Origin of the sequence: Amycolatopsis sp. 3B14 (genome assembly GCF_050958625.1) — a bacterium.
GTDB classification, from domain to species: Bacteria; Actinomycetota; Actinomycetes; order Mycobacteriales; family Pseudonocardiaceae; genus Amycolatopsis_E; species Amycolatopsis_E thermoflava.
The window spans coordinates 62,393-82,240 of record NZ_JBHZEN010000068.1; the positions used below are offsets into that span (position 1 = coordinate 62,393).

Annotated in this window: 22 protein-coding genes; 6 read left to right on the forward strand and 16 right to left on the reverse strand. The window is 70.7% G+C overall.

Annotated elements, in window-relative coordinates:
• Positions 1 to 20 precede the first annotated feature (20 nt).
• From ACCP09_RS33330 to ACCP09_RS33345, 4 genes are all read right to left on the reverse strand, one after another.
• Positions 21 to 287, reverse strand: a complete 267-nt coding sequence (locus ACCP09_RS33330; RefSeq protein WP_378334390.1) for a hypothetical protein — start codon at positions 285 to 287, stop codon at positions 21 to 23.
• Position 288: 1 nt separating this feature from the next.
• On the reverse strand, positions 289 to 900 hold the full coding sequence (locus tag ACCP09_RS33335) for a DUF4190 domain-containing protein (RefSeq protein ID WP_431901654.1): 612 nt from the start codon (positions 898 to 900) through the stop codon (positions 289 to 291).
• A 228-nt stretch (positions 901 to 1,128) separates the two neighbouring features.
• Complete coding sequence (locus ACCP09_RS33340) at positions 1,129 to 1,902, reverse strand: enoyl-CoA hydratase-related protein (protein ID WP_123683622.1); 774 nt, start codon at positions 1,900 to 1,902, stop codon at positions 1,129 to 1,131.
• A 9-nt stretch (positions 1,903 to 1,911) separates the two neighbouring features.
• Entirely contained in the window at positions 1,912 to 2,535 is a 624-nt protein-coding gene (locus ACCP09_RS33345; protein WP_433752722.1) for a hypothetical protein, read from the reverse strand.
• Positions 2,536 to 2,597: 62 nt separating this feature from the next.
• Between ACCP09_RS33345 and ACCP09_RS33350 the strand changes: the two genes are divergently transcribed.
• Complete coding sequence (locus ACCP09_RS33350; protein ID WP_027932020.1) at positions 2,598 to 3,368, forward strand: IclR family transcriptional regulator domain-containing protein; 771 nt, start codon at positions 2,598 to 2,600, stop codon at positions 3,366 to 3,368.
• On the opposite strand, the gene ACCP09_RS33355 is transcribed toward ACCP09_RS33350, so the two are convergent.
• Genes ACCP09_RS33355 through dctA form a run of 4 tightly spaced genes read right to left on the reverse strand, consistent with a single transcriptional unit; the run spans position 3,365 to position 6,847 of the window.
• Positions 3,365 to 4,231 (reverse strand): amidohydrolase family protein, encoded by an 867-nt coding sequence (locus tag ACCP09_RS33355; protein WP_123683624.1) that lies wholly within the window; start codon positions 4,229 to 4,231, stop codon positions 3,365 to 3,367. The two genes, ACCP09_RS33350 and ACCP09_RS33355, sit on opposite strands and share 4 nt — an antisense overlap.
• The gene (locus tag ACCP09_RS33360) at positions 4,231 to 5,031 is read right to left on the reverse strand and encodes an SDR family NAD(P)-dependent oxidoreductase (protein ID WP_433752724.1); all 801 of its coding nucleotides are present in this window, start codon (positions 5,029 to 5,031) and stop codon (positions 4,231 to 4,233) included. Before ACCP09_RS33360 ends, ACCP09_RS33355 begins: the two co-directional genes overlap by 1 nt.
• Positions 5,028 to 5,531 (reverse strand): carboxymuconolactone decarboxylase family protein, encoded by a 504-nt coding sequence (locus ACCP09_RS33365; RefSeq protein ID WP_027932023.1) that lies wholly within the window; start codon positions 5,529 to 5,531, stop codon positions 5,028 to 5,030. Before ACCP09_RS33365 ends, ACCP09_RS33360 begins: the two co-directional genes overlap by 4 nt.
• 11 nt (positions 5,532 to 5,542) lie before the next feature.
• Positions 5,543 to 6,847 (reverse strand): C4-dicarboxylate transporter DctA, encoded by a 1,305-nt coding sequence (gene dctA, locus ACCP09_RS33370; protein ID WP_123683627.1) that lies wholly within the window; start codon positions 6,845 to 6,847, stop codon positions 5,543 to 5,545.
• Positions 6,848 to 7,006: 159 nt separating this feature from the next.
• On the opposite strand from dctA, the gene ACCP09_RS33375 reads away from it, so the two are divergent.
• Positions 7,007 to 8,440 carry a serine hydrolase domain-containing protein gene (locus tag ACCP09_RS33375; RefSeq protein ID WP_433752727.1) on the forward strand — a complete coding sequence of 478 codons (1,434 nt, stop codon included), beginning with the start codon at positions 7,007 to 7,009 and terminating at the stop codon, positions 8,438 to 8,440.
• Here the strand turns inward: ACCP09_RS33375 and ehuA are convergent.
• The 5 genes from ehuA to ACCP09_RS33400 all read right to left on the reverse strand — a co-directional run bounded on the left by ehuA (position 8,379) and on the right by ACCP09_RS33400 (position 13,597).
• Positions 8,379 to 9,143, reverse strand: coding sequence for an ectoine/hydroxyectoine ABC transporter ATP-binding protein EhuA (gene ehuA / locus ACCP09_RS33380; RefSeq protein ID WP_378334471.1), 765 nt, complete (start codon positions 9,141 to 9,143; stop codon positions 8,379 to 8,381). The two genes, ACCP09_RS33375 and ehuA, sit on opposite strands and share 62 nt — an antisense overlap.
• 1 nt (position 9,144) lies before the next feature.
• On the reverse strand, positions 9,145 to 9,801 hold the full coding sequence (gene ehuD / locus ACCP09_RS33385; RefSeq protein WP_433752729.1) for an ectoine/hydroxyectoine ABC transporter permease subunit EhuD: 657 nt from the start codon (positions 9,799 to 9,801) through the stop codon (positions 9,145 to 9,147).
• A complete protein-coding gene (gene ehuC / locus ACCP09_RS33390) occupies positions 9,798 to 10,505 on the reverse strand; it encodes an ectoine/hydroxyectoine ABC transporter permease subunit EhuC (protein ID WP_123683630.1) in 708 nt (235 codons plus the stop codon). The genes ehuD and ehuC overlap by 4 nt, the downstream gene beginning before the upstream one ends.
• Before the next feature lie 22 nt (positions 10,506 to 10,527).
• A complete protein-coding gene (gene ehuB, locus ACCP09_RS33395; RefSeq protein ID WP_433752773.1) occupies positions 10,528 to 11,421 on the reverse strand; it encodes an ectoine/hydroxyectoine ABC transporter substrate-binding protein EhuB in 894 nt (297 codons plus the stop codon).
• Positions 11,422 to 11,575: 154 nt separating this feature from the next.
• Entirely contained in the window at positions 11,576 to 13,597 is a 2,022-nt protein-coding gene (locus ACCP09_RS33400; RefSeq protein WP_433752732.1) for a protein meaA, read from the reverse strand.
• A 126-nt stretch (positions 13,598 to 13,723) separates the two neighbouring features.
• On the opposite strand from ACCP09_RS33400, the gene ACCP09_RS33405 reads away from it, so the two are divergent.
• Positions 13,724 to 14,353, forward strand: coding sequence for a LysE family translocator (locus ACCP09_RS33405; RefSeq protein WP_037322630.1), 630 nt, complete (start codon positions 13,724 to 13,726; stop codon positions 14,351 to 14,353).
• A gap of 322 nt (positions 14,354 to 14,675) precedes the next feature.
• Here the strand turns inward: ACCP09_RS33405 and murA are convergent, their stop codons facing one another.
• Positions 14,676 to 15,950: a UDP-N-acetylglucosamine 1-carboxyvinyltransferase gene (gene murA / locus ACCP09_RS33410; RefSeq protein WP_027932031.1), complete on the reverse strand. Its 1,275-nt coding sequence runs from the start codon at positions 15,948 to 15,950 to the stop codon at positions 14,676 to 14,678.
• 153 nt (positions 15,951 to 16,103) lie between these two features.
• Here murA and ACCP09_RS33415 point away from each other — a divergent pair, with 153 nt between their 5' ends.
• The 3 genes from ACCP09_RS33415 to ACCP09_RS33425 all read left to right on the forward strand — a co-directional run bounded on the left by ACCP09_RS33415 (position 16,104) and on the right by ACCP09_RS33425 (position 18,805).
• Entirely contained in the window at positions 16,104 to 17,609 is a 1,506-nt protein-coding gene (locus tag ACCP09_RS33415) for an insulinase family protein (RefSeq protein ID WP_378334383.1), read from the forward strand.
• Between the two features lie 10 nt (positions 17,610 to 17,619).
• Positions 17,620 to 18,192, forward strand: a complete 573-nt coding sequence (locus ACCP09_RS33420) for a cob(I)yrinic acid a,c-diamide adenosyltransferase (RefSeq protein WP_017987314.1) — start codon at positions 17,620 to 17,622, stop codon at positions 18,190 to 18,192.
• 166 nt (positions 18,193 to 18,358) lie between these two features.
• Positions 18,359 to 18,805: a protein-tyrosine phosphatase family protein gene (locus ACCP09_RS33425; RefSeq protein WP_433752735.1), complete on the forward strand. Its 447-nt coding sequence runs from the start codon at positions 18,359 to 18,361 to the stop codon at positions 18,803 to 18,805.
• A gap of 179 nt (positions 18,806 to 18,984) precedes the next feature.
• Here the strand turns inward: ACCP09_RS33425 and ACCP09_RS33430 are convergent, their stop codons facing one another.
• A complete protein-coding gene (locus ACCP09_RS33430; protein ID WP_433752737.1) occupies positions 18,985 to 19,419 on the reverse strand; it encodes a DUF2550 domain-containing protein in 435 nt (144 codons plus the stop codon).
• Between the two features lie 24 nt (positions 19,420 to 19,443).
• On the reverse strand, positions 19,444 to 19,809 hold the full coding sequence (locus tag ACCP09_RS33435; protein ID WP_026153876.1) for a F0F1 ATP synthase subunit epsilon: 366 nt from the start codon (positions 19,807 to 19,809) through the stop codon (positions 19,444 to 19,446).
• Positions 19,810 to 19,848: the final 39 nt, after the last annotated feature.

The window sequence follows — 19,848 nt, forward strand, 5'->3', positions numbered from 1 at the left end:
CCCGCGCCCGGCCGGCTGGGTCAGCCGGCTTGCGCGGTCAGCAGCACCACCAACGCGACGTAGAGGGCGGCGGACACCACAGGAATGATCACCAGTACCCACATGAGGATGCGGCGAATCGAGTGCAGCACCGAGAGCTGCTCCAGCGCGATTTGCCGCGCCGCCTCCTCAGGGCTGTCGGCCTCGATGATGTTCCGGTGACTGCCCTGGATGGGAGCGGTGTGGATCCAGTTCCAGGGCCGCATCAGCCCGAGTCCGGTCAGGTCTCTGGGCGCGGTCTCGGTCACGTCAGTGGCCCGTGTAAGAGCAGATCGCGGCCACGAGGTTCGAGTTCTCGGCGACCGGCTTGCCGTCCACGGTGATCTTGCAGCTGTTCGGCTGGGCGTTGATGTCGGTCGTCACCGGCGTGACCGTGACCGAGGTGAATCCGAGTTCCTCGACGCCGAGGGTTTTGGACCAGGTCTGCCCGGCCTCGACGATCTCCTGGTTGTTCACGCTGAGCCCGCTGGTCCAGTTGAGGTTGCTCCGCTGCCCGGTGGTCACCTCGAGCAGGATCTGGTGCGCCGCCGCAGCCGGGTCGCCACTGGTCGGGGTCGAGTCGTTGACCTTGTCGACCGCGGCGCCGAACACGGCGGTCCACAGGATGCAGATGACCAGGCCGACCGCCGAGCACACGACGCCCGCGATGGCGAGCCCCTTGTTCGTCGCGGCGCCCTTGGTGGCGCGGGAAACGCCGACGATCGACAGGATCAGGCCGATGATGACCAGCGGCCACGCCACAACGCCGACGAGCGGGATGAAGGCGAACACGAGGCCGACGAGTCCGAGGACGAAACCCGCGGTGCCGAGGCCGTTCTTCGGCTGCACGGGCGTGGGCTGGGCATAGGGCGGATGAGTCACGAGCGTTCCTTGAGTGCGTGCGCAGCGGGCCGTCCCGCTTGCGTCGCACCCTGAATCGCCGCGTGCCCCGGGTTGTAACAGCGTTCAGGTGGACCAACCGGCAGAAGTGGATCTTGACCGGGAGCGTCTCCCGCAGCGCTGAAGTGCGGGAACGAGCGCCGTTCCGGACGTGACGGAACGTGGTGGTTGAATTTTCAGTTCACCCGAACAGCGCAGTCCGAGCATCCCTCACTCGGGCCACTCCGGCTTCCGCTTCTCCAGGAAGGAAGCCATCCCCTCCCGCGCCGCCGGCGTTTGGGACGCTGCCGCCATCACCTCGACCGCGATGGCGTACGCGTCGGCCTCCGGGCGGTCCAGCTGGGCGTACAGGGTCTGCTTCCCGAGCGCCTTGCTGGCCCGGCTGCCACGCGTCGCCCTAGCCAGCAGGTCGGCCACCGCCGCGTCCAGGTCCTCGTCCGGCACCACGCGGTTCACCAGGCCCCACTCCAGGGCCGTCGCCGCGTCGATGACGTCCCCGGTCAGCGCCAGCTCCATCAGCCGCTTGCGCCCGATCGCCCGCGCGACCGGCACCGCCGGCGTATGGCAGAACCAGCCGCCCTTGCCGCCGGGCAGCGCGAAGCCCGCGGAGGCCGCCGCGACCGCCAGGTCGCACGACGCGACCAGCTGGCACCCCGCCGCGGTCGCCAGTCCGTGCACCCGCGCGATCACCACCTGCGGCACCGACTCCATCGTCCGCATCAGCCGGGTGCACAGGGTCAACAGGCGCCGCACACCCGCCAGGTCCCGCGACGCCACGTCACCGAAGTCGTGCCCCGCCGAGAACACCGGGCCCGCGCCGGCCAGCACGACGCCCGTCGCGTCGGTCGTGGCCGTCTCCTCGAACGCCGCCAGCAGCTCGGCGAGGTGGGCTTCGGACAGGGAGTTGCGGCGGGCGGCCCGGTTCATCGTGATCGTCACCGTCGCGTCGTCGCGCTTGACCAGGATGTGCTCGTACTCGGCCATGGCCCGACGCTACCTCGCGGCGGCCGTGTTGTGGTACCCGAAGACGCGCCGCTCCCGCGCGGTCACCGTCGCCATCACCCGGTCCCGCCAGGGCGTGCTGGTCGCGTGCCGGTAGGCAGGCGACTCGAACAGCGACACGTCCGCGATCTCGTGGAAGGCCAGCAGATCCGGCCCGGCCCCCTCGACCCGCCGGTACCGCCGGATCCGGTGCCAGCCGGGCAGCTCCAGCAACAGCGGCACGTGCTCCTCGCGGTACCAGCGCGCCAGTTCGTCGGCGTCCCCGGACAACGCCACCGACACCACCACCGGCGCGGGGGCGACGCACGAACCCCACGACCCGGTCAGCTCGTACACCCGCCGGTCGAGCGTCGCCAGCCGCGAGACCACCGACTGCTCCCGCGGGCTCCGCCGCCGCACCACCTCGTACTCCGGGCTCGCCAGCGCCGCCAGGTCCAGCTCGTACCAGGCCAGCCATGACGGCCGCGCCCCGTCCAGCTCGCGGTACCGGTACCCGCTGCGGATCCCCGGCACGCCGACGCGCGCGGGCGCGTGCTCGTTGTCGTACCAGTCGTGGAACTCCGCCTCGGCGACCTCGCCCGGCTCGGACAGCACGTACAGCAGTCCCTCCGTCATCCGCCACTCCTCCCCCGCGCTCGGGTACCGTTTCGGGCAGGCGACCACGGCGAGGAGCGGCAGTGTCGAGAGAGGACCCCGACGTCATCGACTCGGTGGAGAAGGCCTTCCGGCTGCTGCAGGCCTTTTCCGCGGAACGGCCGGCGATGACGGTGAGCGAGGCGGCCGCGGCCACCGGGTTCACCCGCGCCACCGCGCGCCGCATCCTGCTGACGCTGGAACGCCTCGGGTTCGCCGAGGTCGACGACCGCCGCTTCCGCCTCACCGCGGGCGTCCTGCGGCTCGGCTACGGCTACCTGGCCGCGCTGCCGTTCTGGGAGCACGCCCAGCCCCACATGCGCGCGCTGGCCGACGAGCTGCGGGAATCCTGCTCGATGGCCACTTTGGACGGATCCGAGATCGTCTACGTGGCCCGGGTTCCGGCGTCGCGCTCGATGTCCATCACGCTCAACGTCGGCTCGCGCCTGCCCGCCTACCCCACGTCGATGGGCCGCGTGCTGCTCGCCGCACTGCCGCCCGCCGAGCTGGAGTCCTATCTGGACACTGTCGAACTGCGGAAGCTCACGCCCAACACCATCACGGACCCCGCCCAGCTGCGTGCGGAACTGGCCCGGGTCGCCGAGCGCGGTTACGCGGTGGTGGACGGCGAACGCGAGGAGGGCGTCCGCTCGGCCGCCGCGCCCGTGCGTGGCGCGGGCGGGCGGGCGCTGGCCGCGCTGAACGTGTCGGTCAACGCGGCCCGCGTCTCGCTGGACGAACTCACCGACCGGTTCGTGCCGCGCCTGCTGGACACCGCCGCGGCCATCACCCGCGACATCGAGGGTCTGCACTAGTCCTCCGCGAAGAAGCAACGCGTCGGGTTCGTGACGAGCAGCGCCTCCGGGTCCGGCGTGATCTCCGCGATCAGGTCGGCCAGGTCGCCGTCGTTGGGCACGAAACCGTGCGTGTTCGGGTGCGGGAAGTCGGTGCCCCACACGACCCGCTCCGGCGCCTCGGCGGCCAGCAACCGCGCCAGTTCCACGGAATCGGCCATGTCCGGCGGCGCGGTCGCGATCCGGTCGGCGCCGCTCAGCTTCACCCACACCGAACCGGTCTCCAGCAACCGCAACAGCGACCGCACGGCGGCGCTGTCCAGCCCCTGGCGCAGGTCGACGCGGGCCATGTGGTCGATCACCACCTGCACGCCGAGGGACCGCACCAGGTCCGCATGCTCGGCGATCCCGTCGCCCGCGACGTGCAGGGCGATGTGCCAGCCGTACGGCCGGATCAGGGCGACGATCGCGTCGATCTCCTCCTGCGACGGCGCAGGCCCGAGGTGCGGCGTGAAGTGCAGCCGGGCGCCGCGCACGCCGGCCCGGTGCAGGCGCTCCACCTCGGCCTTCGGCGTGGTCGGCCGGATCAACGCGACCCCGCGGTACCGGCCGCCGCCGGTTTCCAGCGCGTCGAGCAGCGCCGAGTGGTCGGTGCCGTGGCAGGCGGACTGCACGATGATTGCGCGCTCGAAGCCGAGCAGCCGGTGCAGCGCCTGCAGGTCCTCCTTCGGCGCCTCCGGCGGGGTGAACGTGCGGTCCGGCGCGTACGGGAACTTCGCGGTGGGCCCGAAGATGTGGCAGTGCGCGTCGCAAGCGTTTGCGGGCAACGGGATCGCGGGCGCGTGCGGGTTCGGGTCCGGGCCGGGGTTGCGGGGATCGGTCATCAGTCACACCTCGCGGTCATGCCGCCGTCGACGACGATTTCGGTACCGGTGACGAACCGGGCCTCGTCGGAGGCCAGGTACAACGCGGCGTACGCGGTGTCGCGGCCGTCGCCGGCGAAGCCGAGCGGGATGCGCGCCTGCCGCTGGGCGAGCAGCGCGTCCACGTCCCCGCCCGCCCGCTGCCCGGCCAGGCGCGCCTCGACCATCGGCGTGTGCAGCTGACCCGGCACCACGGTGTTGACGCGGATGCCGTCCGGCGCGTGCTGCACCGCGATCACCTTGGACAGCTGGATCACGCCCGCCTTCGCCGACGCGTAACCGGCCTGAGCCGAGCCGGTCCAGCGGGTGCCGGACGTGGACGCGGTGTTGACGATCGCGCCGCCGCCCTGGGCCTTCATCACCGGGATGACGTGCTTGCAGGTCAGGAACACGCTGGTCAGGTTGTAGTCCAGCTGGGCGGTCCAGTCCTGTTCGGACAGTTCGACCGGTCCGCCCTTGCGCGAGCCGCCGACGTTGTTGACCAGGACGTCGACGCGGTCGAACTCCGCACGGCACGCCTCGACCATCGCCGCCACGGCCGCGCCGTCGGTCACGTCGCACAGGTGCGTGCGGATCGTGCCGCCCTCGGATTCGACCGTGGCGACGGTCTCCGCCAGCGCCTCGGCCTTGAGGTCCACGGCGAACACCTTCGCGCCTTCCCTGGCGAAGAGCACGGCGGCGGCCCGGCCGTTGCCCCAGCCGGGGCCGACGCTGCCCGCGCCGGTGACGATCGCGACCTTGCCGGCCAACCGCCCCGTCATGACCCGACCTCCAGCGCCACCAGGAACCGGGACACCAGGTTGTAGGCGCCGATCGTCACAGTCAGCTCGACGATCTCGCGGGCGTCGAAATGCTCGCGCAGGGTCGCGAACAGCTCGTCCGGCACCCGGATCCGCCTGGTCATCGCGTCGGTGTAGGCGAGCACGGCGCGCTGCCGTCCGTCCAGGACGCTCCGGTCGCCACCTTCGCGCAGGGCGGCGATCTGCTCGACCGTCATGCCCTCCTCCTTGGCGACCGGTTCGTGGGCCGCCCATTCGTACTCGGCGCCGTTCAGCTCGGCGACGCGCAGCACCGCGAGCTCCCGCAGGTCCCCGGGCAGGGTGCCCTGCCCGCGGATGGCGCCCAGCAGGCTGTTCCAGCCGTCGGCGAACGGCGGGCTGTGCAGCAGCATGCCGTCCAGCGGGGTCAGGCGCCCCCCTCGGCGCGCGCGGATCCGGTCGGCGACCTCGCTGCCCGTCTCCACGTAGTCCAGCCTGGCCATGTGTTTCCCTTCTAGTTCACTGCGACGGTCGCGGGGACGGGCTCGTGCCCGTCGAGGACGCGGCGCGCCCGGTCGCGGTCGAAGACGCCCTCCCAACGGCTGACGACGATGCTGCCGAGCATCTGGCCGCACAGGCTGACGAGACCGCGCATGGTGGAGAGGAACCGGTCGATGCCGAGGACCAGCATGATCCCGGCGACCGGGACGACGCCCGTCGTGGACAGGGTCGCGGCGAGGATGACGAACCCGGCGCCTGCCACGCCCGCGCTGCCCTTCGAGGTGATCATGAAGACGGCGAGCAGGCCGACCTGCTGCCAGATGGTCAGGTTCACGTCGAAGGCCTGTGCGATGTAGAGCGAGGCGAAGCCCAGGTACAGGCACACGCCGTCGCCGTTGAAGGCGTACCCGGAGGGCACCACGAGGCCGACGATCCGCTTCGGGCAGCCCAGGTGCTCCAGCTTGCGCATCAGCTGCGGCATCACGACCTCGTAGTTCGCGGTCCCGAGCGTGATGAGCAGCTCGTCCTTGAAGTACCGGTACAGCTTGAGGATCCGGATGCCGCACAGCCGCGCGACGGCCCCGAACACGACGAGGCAGAACACGATCCCGGTGCCCCAGAAGAGGAGGACGACGCCACCGAGGCTGGCCAGGGTGGCGGCCCCGAACTTGCCCGTCGTGTAGGCCATCGCGGCGAACGCGCCGACCGGCGCGAGGTACATGACGAGCTTGACGATCCCGAACACCACTTCGCCGATCCGCTCGATGCCGCGGATCACCGGCGCCCCGCGTTCGCCCAGCGCCTTGACCGCGATGGCGAACAGGATCGAGACCAGCAACACCTGCAGGACGTTGCCGCCGGTGAAGGCGCTGACGACGGTGTCCGGGATGATGTTGACCAAGAAGTCGTACCAGTGCTGGGATTCGCCGGTCTGCGCGTACTGCTGCGCGGTGCCCGACAGGTGCAGCGCCGCCGGGTCGGCGTGGATGCCGCTGCCCGGGTCGAACAGGTCCATCACGACGAGACCCACGATGAGCGCGATCGTGGTCAGGACCTCGAAGTAGACCAGTGCCTTGACCCCGATGCGGCCGACGCTGGTCAGCTCGCCCGCCGAGGCGATCCCGGTGACGATCGTGCAGAACACCACCGGGGCGATGAGCATCTGGATCAGCTCGATGAACCCGGTGCCCACGGGTTGCAGCGCGGCGCCCACACCCGGCGCGACGAAGCCGAGGGCCGCGCCGAGGACGATCGCCACCAGGACGGTGACGTAGAGCTTGGTGGTGAAGGCGGTGCGCAAGAACGATCCGGCGGACATCTTCGTCTCCCTTGTGTTCGCCTGACGTACAGTTGCACGTCTGACGAACACGAGTATGCGAGATGACACCCGGACGGGTCAACCCATGACGAAAGTCGGATCCCTTCCCTGCCGTCAGTGTCCTGTGCGGACACCCGCCCGGTTCCTACCTTGACTTCCGTGAAACGCGTGTGCGCGGCGGTGGCCGCGATCGTCGCCCTGATCCCCGGTACGGCGACAGCAGATCAACTACCGGACCCGTCCTCGATCGACTCCTACGTCGCCGACTTCGCCGAGACGGCCGGGTATCCCGGGGTCGCGGTGGCGATCACCAAGGACACCGGCGTCGTGCACCTGCACGGCTACGGCACCGCGACGGCGACGACCCCGATGCCGATCGCGTCGGTGTCGAAGGCCTTCACCGCGCTGGCCGTGGTGCAGCTGGCCGAGAGCGGCAGGCTCGGCCTGGACGTCCCGGTCACCACCTACCTGCCGGAGTTCCGCCTCGCCGACCCGCGCGGCGGCGCGATCACCGTGCGGCACCTGCTCAACCAGACCTCCGGGATCACCGACGGGACCCTGCCGGAGAAGAGCCTCCCGCAGCCGGACGACCTGGCCGGCGCCGTGCAGCGCGCCCGCCAGGCGACGCTGGCGAGCGATCCCGGCGCCGAGTACCACTACACCAACACCAACTTCCACCTCGCGGCGCGACTCGTCGAGGTCGTCAGCGGCCAGGCCTTCGGCGACTACCTGCGGCAGCACGTCTTCGAACCGGCGGGGATGCGCTCGACGACCGCCATCACGCGGACGCCCCGCGACCTGCCCGCCACCGTCCACCGCGGACACGTCTACGCCTACGGGCTCACCCCCGCGGCGTCCGAACCGGACCGCTTCGTCGCAGGCTCGGACGGGGTGATCACCACCGCCGAGGACATGGCCCGCTGGCTCGCCGTCCAGCGCACCGGGGGCGGCCTCGTCTCCGCGGCAGGCCTCGCGCTCATGCACACCGCCGCGCGCGAGAACTACGCCATGGGCTGGCAGACCGACGACCAGGGCCGGGTGAGCCACACCGGGATCTGGTTCACCTACACCGCGGGCGCGCTGATGCTGCCCGACGGATACGGCATCGCGGTCATGGTGGACAGCGGCGTCTCGCTCGGCAACGAGGGGACCACCCAGCTCACCGAGGGCATCGCCGCGATCCTGCACGGTCAGCAGCCGCCGGCCCCGTCCTCGGCGCGGCTGCTGGTCGACCTCGTCCTGGCCGCGCTGACTCTGCTCACCGTCGGCATCGGGTTTCGCACCGCGCTCCGCGCCCGCCGATGGGCGGCACGCGCCACCCGGTGGCGGGTCGTCCGCGGACTGGTGCCCCGGCTGATCCCGGTCGTCGCGCTGGTGGCGCTGGCCGACCTGGCAGGCGGGCTGTTCGGCGGCCGCGACGCCACCTGGCTGCAGACGGCGTACTTCTCCCCCGCGCTGGCGATCTGGCTCGCGCTGTGGAGCGCGACGGAACTCGCCGTGATCGCCGCCAGGGCCGCCGCGCTGGTCCGGCTCACCCGCGGTCGAGCACCGCTTGCAGGAACTCCCGTGTCCGTTGGTGGTCCGGGTCGGTGAACAGCTTCTCCGGCGGCGCGTCCTCGACGATCTGCCCGTGGTCGAACATCAGCACGCGGTCCGACACGTCCCGCGCGAACTGCATTTCGTGCGTCACGCAGAGGAACGTGATGTCCGTGGTCGACGCGATCTCCTTCAGCACCTTCAGCACGCCGGCCACCAGCTCGGGGTCGAGCGCCGAGGTCACCTCGTCCAGCAGCAGCACCTCGGGACGCATCGCCAGCGCGCGGGCGATCGCGACCCGCTGCTGCTGCCCGCCGGACAGCTGAGAGGGGTGGGCGTCGGCCTTCTCGCTCAGCCCGACCATCTCCAGCAGCTCCCGTCCGCGCTGCTCGGCCTCCTCGCGGGACAGGCCGAGCGCGCGGATCGGGGCCTCGGTGACGTTCTGCAGCACCTTCATGTTCGGGAACAGGTTGAACTGCTGGAACACCATCCCGATCCGCCTGCGCATGCGCCGCTGGTGCTTCTCCCCCGCCGGCACCATCCGGCCGCCCTTGTCGACGTGCGACAGGCATTCGCCGCCGACGAAGATGCGCCCCGCGTTCACCTGCTCCAGCGTCATCAGCAGCCGCAGGATCGTCGTCTTACCCGAACCGCTCGGCCCGATCAGCGTCACGAACTCCCCTGGCCGCACCGAAAAGTCCAGCTCCCGCAACACCACGTGGTCGCCGAACTTCTTCACGACCCCCTCGAACCGGATCATCTCAGAGCTGTCCGACACGGCGTTCCAACCTTCGCACGAGGATCGACGACGGGTAACTGATCAGCAGGAACAGGATGCCCGCGAGGGTGTAGGGCTCGATCACCTGGAAGGTCTCGGCCCCCTGCTCCTTGGCCCGGTTGAGCACGTCGAGCACCCCGATGCTGATCAACAGCGGCGTTTCCTTGAACATCGAGATCATGTAGTTGCCCAGCGCGGGCACCACCCGCGGCACCGCCTGCGGCAGGACGATCCCCGTCCACACCCGGCCGCGCGGCAGGCTCAGCGCCCTCGCGGCCTCCCACTGTCCTTTCGGGACGGCCTCGATCCCCGCGCGGTACACCTCGGAGGTGTAGGTGGCGTAGTGGATCCCGAGCGCGATCACGCCGGTCACGAACGCCGACGGGGTGATGCCCAGTGCCGGCCACAACAGGTAGAAGACGATGAACACCTGGATGAGCAGCGGAGTGCTGCGCACCACCTCGATGAACAGGTACATCAGCTGGCTCAGCACCGGGATCCGGGCCCGCCGCACCAGCGCGAACACCAGGCCCAGCACGTATGCCACCGCGGAGCCGAGCACGGTCAGCTCGAGGGTGACCAGCAAACCCTCCAGCAGCAGCGGGACGGATTCCCAGAAGTAGTCCCAGTTCCAGTTCATCCGGGCGCCCCCGCCCTGGCCCACGCGCGCTCACGCTTGGGCGGCTCACGCCCGAGCCGCCGCGCCAGCACGCGTTCCAGCGCCCGCATGATCATCGTGATCACGACGGCGATCGCCAGGTAGCACAACAGCTCGACGCCGTAGATCAACACGAGCTGGCTGCCGTACACCGGCCGCAGCAGCTCGCCCTTCTCGGTGATCTCCCCGGCCGAGATGAAGTACAGCAGGGCCGTGCTCTTCATCAACTGGATGAACAGGTTGTTGAACGGCGGCAGCATCTCCACCACCGCCTGCGGCAGGATCACCCGGAACATGCGCTGCGCCGGACTGAACGACAGCGCCACCGCGCCTTCACGCTGCGCGCGCGGCACCGACTGCACCGCGCCGCGCACGATCTCGGCACCGTAGGCGCCGTGGTTCAGCCCGAGCACGATGATGCCTGCGAACAACGGAACGAGCTTGAACCCGACCAGCGCGGGCAGGACGAAGAACAGCCAGAACAGCTGCACGACCTCCGACGTCCCGCGGAAGCCTTCGACGTAGACGCGGCTGACGAACCGGACCGTCCGGGACCGCGACAGCATCGCGAGCCCGGCGATCAGTGCCAGGACGATCGTCAGCGCGATACCGCCGACCGTCGCGTACACCGTCGCGCCGAGTCCACTGAGGATGGTCGAAATGATGTTGGATGTCGAGTCCGACACGACGCGTCCCCGGGCTCGAGCGTCAGGCCGCGCAGAGCTTGTCGGTCGTCAGGTCGGCCTTGGGCAGGTTGCTCTGGTCGAACCCGAACGGCGTCACGATGCGCAGCCACTCACCGTTGTCGTGCAAGGTCTTCAGCTGCTGGTTGAACGCGTCCCGCAGCGAGGTGTCGTCCTTGCGGAAGACGAACCCGCCCGCGGTCTGCACCGGCTGGCCGTTCTCGGTGGGCTGGAAGCCGGGCGTCACCTCGACGCCGGCGTTCGGGTTCTGCTTCACCAGCCACTTCAGCGAGATGTCGGTGAGCGCGGCGCAGTACACGCGGCCCGCGGTCACCGCGCGCAACATGTTGTCCTGCGTGTCCAGGGTTTCGATCTGGTCCTCGGAAACCCCGGCCGCGGTGGCGAAGCCCTTCTCCACCGCGGCGGAGAGCACCGCGACCTTGACCTTCTTGGCGGCGACGTCGGCGAGGGTGTTGACGCCCTGCGGATTGCCGCTGGGCACGAGCAGCGCGGTCAGCGCCGAGTAGTCCGGATTCGAGAACGAGGCCGCGTTGCAGCGCGTGGGCGTGATGTTCATGCCCGCCGCGACGATGTCGAACTGCTTCGCGTTCAGGGCCGGAATCAGCTGGTCGAACGGCACCACGTTGGCCTGCACGGTGTCGATTCCGAGCGCCTTGCACACGGCACGGGCCACTTCCGGGGCTTCACCGGTCGTGTTCCCCGAGGTGTCGGCGAAACCGTAGGGCGCCTCGTTGGCGATTCCGATCCTGATCGTCTTGGCGCTCTTCGCCGAGTCGAGGGTGTTGCCGCTTTCGGTGCTCTGGCAGGCTGCCAACAATGTCGGTCCCGCCACCGCCGCTGCGCCGACGACCGCCGATCGCCGGAAGAAATCCCGTCGTGTCCACTGACCGTGCGTCATTTTCGTCGCACCCCTTATTCGGTTCCGCCGGTTCACCGAACGTAGGCGGTGCGTCCGATGGGGTCAAAAGAAGCAACGAGATCGCCACTCGCTGTTATCGGAAAGAGATCAACGTTGCGTGTGGACGATGCGCACGGAAAGTGACAGAACTGGCTCAGTCCTGCGGCAACTCGTGGCGTTCCCGCACCACCGAAACGATTTCGTCCATGATCTCGGTCAGCTCGTAGTCCTTGGGTGTGAACACCCGGGCGATGCCGCGCTCGGTGAGCAGCCGCGCGTCCTCGGGCGGGATGATCCCGCCGACGATCACCGGGATGTCCCCGGCGCCCGCCGCCCGTAGGCCGTCGACCACCTGCGGCACGACCTCGAGATGCGAGCCGGACAGCACCGACAGGCCGACGACGTGCACGCCCTCCTGCACCGCGGCGGCCACGATCTGCTCCGGGGTGAGCCGGATGCCCTGGTAGATGACCTCGAACCCGACGTCGCGGGCCCGCACGGCGACCTGTTCTGCGCCGTTGGAGTGCCCGTCCAGGCCCGGCTTGCCGACCAGGATCCGCAGCTTCTCGCCCAGCTCCTCGCCGGTCGCCCGTACGCGGTCACGCACCCGGGACAGCTCGGCGGCGTCGCCCGACATCGCGGCCGCCGACACCCCGGTCGGCGCCCGGTACTCGCCGAACTCCTCGCGCAGCGCGCCGGCCCACTCCCCGGTGGTCACCCCGGCCGCCGCGCACGCGAGCGTGGCGTCGAACAGGTTCTCCGACGTCTTCGCCACCTCGCGCAGCCGCGCCAGCGCCGCGTCGACCGCGGCCTGGTCGCGCTGCTGGCGCCACTCCTCCAGCGCCGCGACGGCGTGCTTCTCCACCGCCGGGTCGACGGTTTCGATCGCCTTCGCGCCCTCGGCCTGCAGCGGGCTCGGCTCGGTGGTGTCGAACTTGTTGACCCCGACGATGACGCGCCCGCCGGACTCCACGTCGCGCCGGTACTCGGCCAGCGAGGCCACCAGCTGTGACTTCATGTAACCGCTTTCCACCGCGGCCACCGCGCCGCCGAGATCCTGCACCTGCTCGATCTCCGCACGTGCCCCGGCCACGATCTCGTCCACTTTGGATTCGATGACGTGCGAGCCTGCGAAGATGTCCTCGTACTCCAGCAGGTCCGTCTCGTAGGCCAGCACCTGCTGCATGCGCAGCGCCCACTGCTGGTCCCACGGCCGCGGCAGGCCGAGCGCCTCGTTCCAGGCCGGCAGCTGGATCGCGCGGGCACGGGCGTCCCGCGACAGGGCGACGCCGAGCATCTCCAGCACGATCCGCTGGACGTTGTTCTCCGGCTGCGCCTCGGTCAGCCCGAGCGAGTTGACCTGCACGCCGTAGCGGAGGCGGCGCGCCTTCGGGTCCTCGACGCCGTACCGCTCGCGCGTGATCTCGTCCCAGAGCTGGGCGAACGCGCGCATCTTGCACATCTCTTCGACGAACCGGACCCCGGCGTTGACGAAGAACGAGATGCGGCCGACGACCTTGGCCATGTCGGCGGGCTCGACCTGGCCGGAGTCGCGCACGGCGTCGAGCACCGCGATCGCGGTGGACAGCGCGTAGGCGACCTCCTGCGTCGGGGTCGCGCCGGCCTCCTGCAGGTGGTAGCTGCAGATGTTGATCGGGTTCCACTTCGGGATGTGGTGCACCGTCCAGGCGATCACGTCGGTGATCAGGCGCAGGCTCGGCGCGGGCGGGAAGATGTAGGTCCCGCGGGACAGGTACTCCTTGATGATGTCGTTCTGCGTGGTGCCGGTGAGCTTGGCGAGCACCTCGTCGCGGTCGCGGCCCTCGACGTCGGCCTGCTCCGTGGCGACGGTGACGTAGAGCGCGAGCAGCCACATGGCCGGCGCGTTGATCGTCATCGACGTGTTGGCCTCGGCCAGCGGGATGCCGGCGAACAGGCGGCGCATGTCGCCGATGTGCGAGATGGGGACGCCGACCTTGCCGACCTCGCCCTTGGCCAGCGGGTGGTCCGGGTCGTAGCCGGTCTGCGTCGGCAGGTCGAAGGCCACCGACAGGCCGGTCTGGCCCTTGGCGAGGTTGCGCCGGTACAGCTCGTTGGAGGCCGCCGCCGACGAATGCCCCGCGTAGGTGCGCATGACCCAGGGGCGGTCTCGCTCGCGATCCGTGGGGTAGGGCATCGGTGCACCTCCAGATGAACGACACACAGAGCGTACTCGTCGGTAACTTCGCGCGCAGCCCCGCAAGGACGCATCTCACTGGGTGCGAAATCAGCCTGACCCCATCATGACTGCCGAGTTAGCCTCGTGGGTGTGACGTGGAGCCTGTACGCGAGTTACCTGGTGTTCGCCCTGCTGATCGCGGTGGTGCCGGGTCCGGACACGATGGTCGTGCTGAAGAACGCGCTGGCCGGCGGCGCGCGGGGCGGGTTGTTCACCTGCTCCGGCATCGCGCTGGGCAACCTGGTGCAGGCCACCGCGGTCGGGCTCGGGCTGGGCACGCTGATCGTGCAGGTGCGGCCGCTGTTCGAGACCGTGCGGTGGGCCGGGGTCGCCTACCTGTGCTGGCTGGGGTTCCAGGCGCTGCGCGGCGCGTGGCGCGGGAACTACGAGGCGCTGGACGAGCTGGACCGGCGCCGGGCGAGCGGACTGCGGCGGTTCCGCGAGGGGTTCCTGTCGAACATCACCAACCCGAAGGTGATGGCGTTCTACCTGTCGGTGCTGCCGCAGTTCCTCGACCCGGCGACGACCGGTGCGGGCGAAGCGCTGCTGCTGGCCTACACGGTGCTGGTGGTCGGCACGGCGTGGCAGCTGACGTTGCTGTTCCTGGTCCGCTGGGCGAAGGGCTGGCTGAACCGGCGACGCGTCCGCCGCGCGATGGACGCCGTGACGGGCACCGCGCTGATCGGCTTCGGCGTCGGACTGGCCGCGGAGTGAGTCAGAGCAACGCGGCGAGGTTGATCGTCACGGTGCCCACACCCGTCGAGGCGTAGGCCCTCGACACGCCAGAAGTGCGGGACACCCGCGGCCGCGTGTTGGGCCGGCTTGCTCGTGCGGTCCGCGGTCAGCGAATCCCGGGACACCACCTCGGCGACCAACAGGCGGTGCCCCGGCGCCGGAGCCGACCGGTCCGGCGATTCGTGCACCACGACCGCGCCATCGACGATTTCGAGGCGGGCACGCACTTCCTCGGGCAGCGCCTGGTGCTCCTCGTGTGTCAGCCCTTCCGGCGGCAGCGCCAGCCATCCGGGCAGCGCGGTCAGCAGCGCTCCGCCGCGCCGACGACCCGCTCCACACGCGCGCCCAGCCGGTTCAGGTTCTCGACGAAGTACGGGTACCCGCGGTCGATGTGGAACACGTCCCAGATCTCGGTGACCCCGTCGGCGCACAGGCCGGCCAGCACCAGGCCCGCGCCCGCGCGGATGTCGGACGCCCAGACCGGCGCGGAGGACAACCTCTCGACCCCGCGGACCACCGCGTGGTGGCCGTCGGTGCGGGCGTCGGCGCCCAGCCGCACCATTTCCTCGATGAACCGGAACCGCGCCTCGTACACGTTCTCCGTGATCATCGACGTGCCTTCGGACACCGCGGACAACGCGACGGCGAACGGCTGCAGGTCCGTGGCGAACCCCGGGTAGGGCAGCGTCACGAAGTCGACCGCCTTGGGCCGGTCGTGCTGCACCACCCGGAACCCGCTCTCGCCGAACGTCGTGATCTCGGCCCCGGCCATCCGCAGCTTTTCCAGCACCAGGTCCAGGTGGTGCGGGTTGACACCCTTCACCGTCAGGTCACCGCGGGTCATCGCGGCCGCGAAGGCCCACGTCGCGCCCACGATCCGGTCGCCGATCACGCGGTGCTCGGTGGGGTGCAGCTCGGTGACGCCGTGCACGGTCAGCGTCGACGTTCCGGCGCCCTCGATCTTCGCGCCCATCTGGTTCAGCATCACGCAGATGTCGACGATCTCCGGCTCGCGCGCGGCGTTGTCGATCACCGTCGTGCCCTCGGCCAGCACCGCGGCCATCAGGATGTTCTCGGTCGCGCCGACGCTCGGGAAGTCCAGCCAGATCTGGGCGCCCTTGAGGTGGTCGGCGGTGGCGACGACGCAGCCGTGCTCGATGGTGCTGGTCGCGCCGAGCGCGCGCAGCCCGTTCTGGTGCATGTCCAGCGGCCGCGACCCGATCGCGTCACCGCCCGGCAACGCGACGACAGCCTGCTTCAGACGGCCGACCAGCGGGCCGAGCACGCACACGGACGCACGCAGCTTGCCCATCGCGGGCGAGTCGGCCCGGTGGGACAGCTCGGACGGGGTCGTGATCTTCGCGGTGTCGCCGTCCAGGACCACCTCGCACCCGACGCTGCGCAGCACGTCCGCCATCAGCGGGACGTCCAGGATCTGCGGGCAGTTGGTGATGGTGGTGGTGCCCTCGGCGAGGAGTGCGGCCGCCATCAGCTTCAGAACGCTGTTCTTGGCTCCGACGACCTCGACCTCGCCCACCAGCCGCGCACCACCGTGCACGTCGAAGTGCTCGCTCATGGCCGTCATCATGCCTTCCGGTTCAGGCACCCGGACGGAGGGGCGGGACATAACAGAGGGCGACCGAGTTCGCACTATCGTGTGAAACACTGTGCTCCCTCGCGGCGATAACGCGCCCGTGCGTCCCACTCGACTGGGGGAACCTTGAGCGAAATGTTGACCCCGCCCGCGCCTCCGTCCCTGCCCGAGGTGCACCGGGCCGAGATCGACGGCGTGCCGGTCTTCTGGACCGACCAGCCGGGCAGGCTCAGCGCGAGCCTGTTGTTCGGGGTCGGTCTCGCGCACGAGTCGTTCCTGCAGACCGGGATCACGCACCTCGTCGAGCACCTGGCGATGCGGCGCGTGCGCACGAGCCGCTACGAGAACAACGCCTCCACCGAGGTCCTGCACACCAGTTTCGACGTCACCAGCACCCCGGAGACCGTCGCGGAGCACCTGCGGCGCGTGTGCGAGTCGCTGGCCGACCTCGACACCGGGCCGCTGCGGCTGGAGCGCGGCGTGCTGCTGGCCGAGGAGCGCGGCAACGACGGCCCGGGCGTGACCGCGTGGCTGCCGTCGGCGCTGTGGTTCGGCAACCGGGCGTTCGGCCTGACCGGCAACGTCCAGCTCGCCGCCGTCCACGCGGGCCCCGAGCAGGCCCGCGAGTGGTGCGCGCGCTGGTTCCACCGCGACAACGCCGCACTCGTGCTGTCCGGCCCTCCCCCGGCCGGCCTGAAGCTCCCGCTGCCACCGGGCCCGCCTCGGCAGCCGGTGACCGCCGAGCCGTTCGACCTGCCCACCCCGGCCCAGACGAGCATCCCCAACGGCGTCGTGGGTTGCGCGCTGGTCGAGTGGACCGCGGAGATCGCGTGCGCGGCCGGCATCCTCATCCACCGCCTCACCGACCGCCTGCGACACCTCGAGGGCCTGGTCTACGACATCGCCTTCGACCACCAGATGGTGGACGCGCGCCGGGCCGTCCTCGGGTTCGGCACCGACGTGCCGGACAAGCAGGCCGCGCGGGTCGTCGACGCGATCCGCACCGAGCTGGCCGAGCTGGGCCGCAGCGGGCCGACCGAGGAGGAGCTGGCCGTCGACCGGGCGGGGCTCGCCGAGGAGGTCGCCGAGCGGGATTTCGCGGTCTACCGGGCGTTCGACGCGGCGATGAGCGAGCTGACCGGCTGGCCCTCGGCGGCCGAGCACCAGCAGCGCGTGCTGGCCGGGCTCGACCCGGCCGCGGTCGCGGCGGCGGCCCGCGAGCTGGCCGGACGGCTGGTGCTGTGCGCGCCGGAGCGGCACGTCCCGCGGGACCTGCCGGAACTGCCGGGCAGCCCGCTGCCCGCGCCGCCGGGCCGGGAGATGAAGCGGGCGCTGGTCGGCTCGACCGCGCCCCGCGGCTACCGGCTCGTGGTTGGTGAGGAGGGCCTGTCCACCTACTTCGGGCAGAACCCGTCACCGGCGGCTGTCGTGCGGTTCGACGACCTCGCCGGGGTCGGCATCGAGCACACCGACGGTCAGTTGCCGATCCTGCACCTGTTCGGCACCCACGGTGGGGCGATCACCGTGCGTCCCGGCGACTGGCGCGGCGGCCGGGCGCTGGTGCGGGACCTGCGGGCGCGAATCGATTCCGCGGTGTGTTTCGAAGCGCCGGAGGCCATGCGGCTGTTCGAGCAGTCGTAAGGTTCTCGGTATGCCGGTACGGATCAACCGCGTGTACACCAGGGTCGGCGACAACGGGACGACCGCGCTCGGCGACGGCTCGCGCGTGCCGAAGACCGACCCGCGGCTGGCCGCCTACGCCGACGTCGACGAGACGAACTCGGTGGTCGGGCTGGCGCTCGCGATGGGCGGTCTCGACGAGGAGATCGCGGTGGTGCTGCGCCGCGTGCAGAACGACCTGTTCGACGTCGGCGCCGACCTGTGCTCGCCGGTGGTGCCCGATCCGGAGTTCCCCCCGCTGCGCATCACCGAGGCCTACATCGAGCGGCTCGAAGGCTGGTGCGACGAGTTCAACGAGCGCCTGCCGAAGCTGACGTCGTTCATCCTGCCCGGCGGCACTCCGGGGGCGGCGTTCCTGCACCAGGCACGCACGGTGAGCCGGCGGGCCGAGCGGGCCGGGTGGGCGCTGGTGGAGGCGGACGCGGACCGCACGAACGTGCTGGCCGTGAAGTACCTGAACCGGCTCTCCGACCTGCTCTTCATCCTGGCCCGCCTGGCCAACCCGGACGGCGACGTGCTCTGGAAGCCCGGCGGAGAGGCCTGACGGTCCGCCCCAGGGCGAGTACGCGTGTCCGCCACCCGCGCGGCGACCCAAGCTCGTCCCACCACCGGCATTCGCGCTCCGAAAGCCCGGCCTGACGGTCCACCCGCAGGGCAAGCCTGCGGACATCCTCATACCCACCGCCATTGCCGCGACCTAGGTTCGTGCCATGACCGACAACCCACCGCTGCCGGGAAGCATCCGGCTGCCGGACGGGGCCTGGGTCCGCGGGCGCGGCCTGCGCCGCCCCCAGCCCACCAGCCCGGCGCCCCAGTTCGGCCTCTACCTGGGCTCCGCGCGGCTGCGCCGCGACCACGACGCCAGTCTGGGATGGCCGCACACCTGGCTGGACTGGCCGGACTTCCGGCTGCCCCGCGACCAGGACGCCGCCGTCCGGGAGATCCGCGCCCTGCACGAGCGGGCGCGCGCCGGCGAAGCGGTCGAAGTCGCCTGTGCCGGCGGGGTCGGGCGGACCGGCACGGTCATCGCCTGCCTCGCCGTTCTGGCCGGCGTAGACCCCACTGAAGCCGTCTCGTGGACGCGGCAGCACCACCACCCCCGGGCGGTCGAAACGCCGGGGCAACGCCGCTGGGTGCGCCGGTTCACACGGGACTAGGTTGAGGCGGCTGCGGCGGGCGAGCGACTCTCGTCACCCGGGCCGCGCACCAGCATGCGGGCGGTGCCGCTGCTCGCCGGGATGGTGGTCGGCCGGATCGGACCTGGCCACCCGGTACGCCGGACTCACTGTGGCCGCCATCGTCCTCCGGCTCCGATGACGTGCCAGACGGGGCTAGATCAGGACGCGCGCGGCACCTGGCGTCCCGGCGGAGCGGACTCCAGCCAGGACAGGAACCCGGTCAGCGCGTCCGGGCCCATCGCGATCTCGATGGGCTCCTGGACGGCCGACTCGCAGCGCAGGACCGTCGCGTCGGAGGGCACCGCGTACGCCTCGGTGCCGACGGGGTCGCGGCGGTCCGCGATCATCAACGTTTCACGTTCGAACACCCGGTCCGGGCCGGTGCGCAAGCTCCACACCCGGTACCAGGCGAACACCTCACCCTCGTAGCGCCCCAGACCCAGGTGCCAGCCCGCACGAGCGTTGTCCGGGTCCCAGCGCAACGCGACGCTCACGCCGCCCTGACGCCGCATCCGCCCCCAGCGGAAGCTGTACCAGAACGCGACGACGGCAAGACCGAGCAGGACGACCAGGACAACGAGGGTGATTTCCACGGCCGGCTCCTGCTCGTCGCCGGGTCAGACCGACTGGCCGGCCGCGCGGAGACGAGCGGTTGCTCTGGCCCGCTCGGCCTCGTCCTCGCCACCGAGCGCGGAGCGGGCGGCCTCGACGTCGATCTCGTCGGCGAGCTCCGCCGACTCGGCGAGGATGCTCACCCGCTCGGCGGTCACGGACAGGAAGCCACCGTGGACCGCGGCGCGGACGGTCTCACCGTCCGTGGTCGTCACCTTGACAACGCCACCCTCGACCAGCTGACCGAGCACCGGCTCGTGACCCGGCATCAGGCCGATCTCACCCTCAGTGGTCTGCGCGACCACGAACGTCGCCTGACCGGACCAGAGACGGCGTTCGACGGCGACAAGCTCGACGGTCATCTCAGCCACGTGGTTCTCCTTCGTTCCCGCGCCGATGAGCGCAGTCTA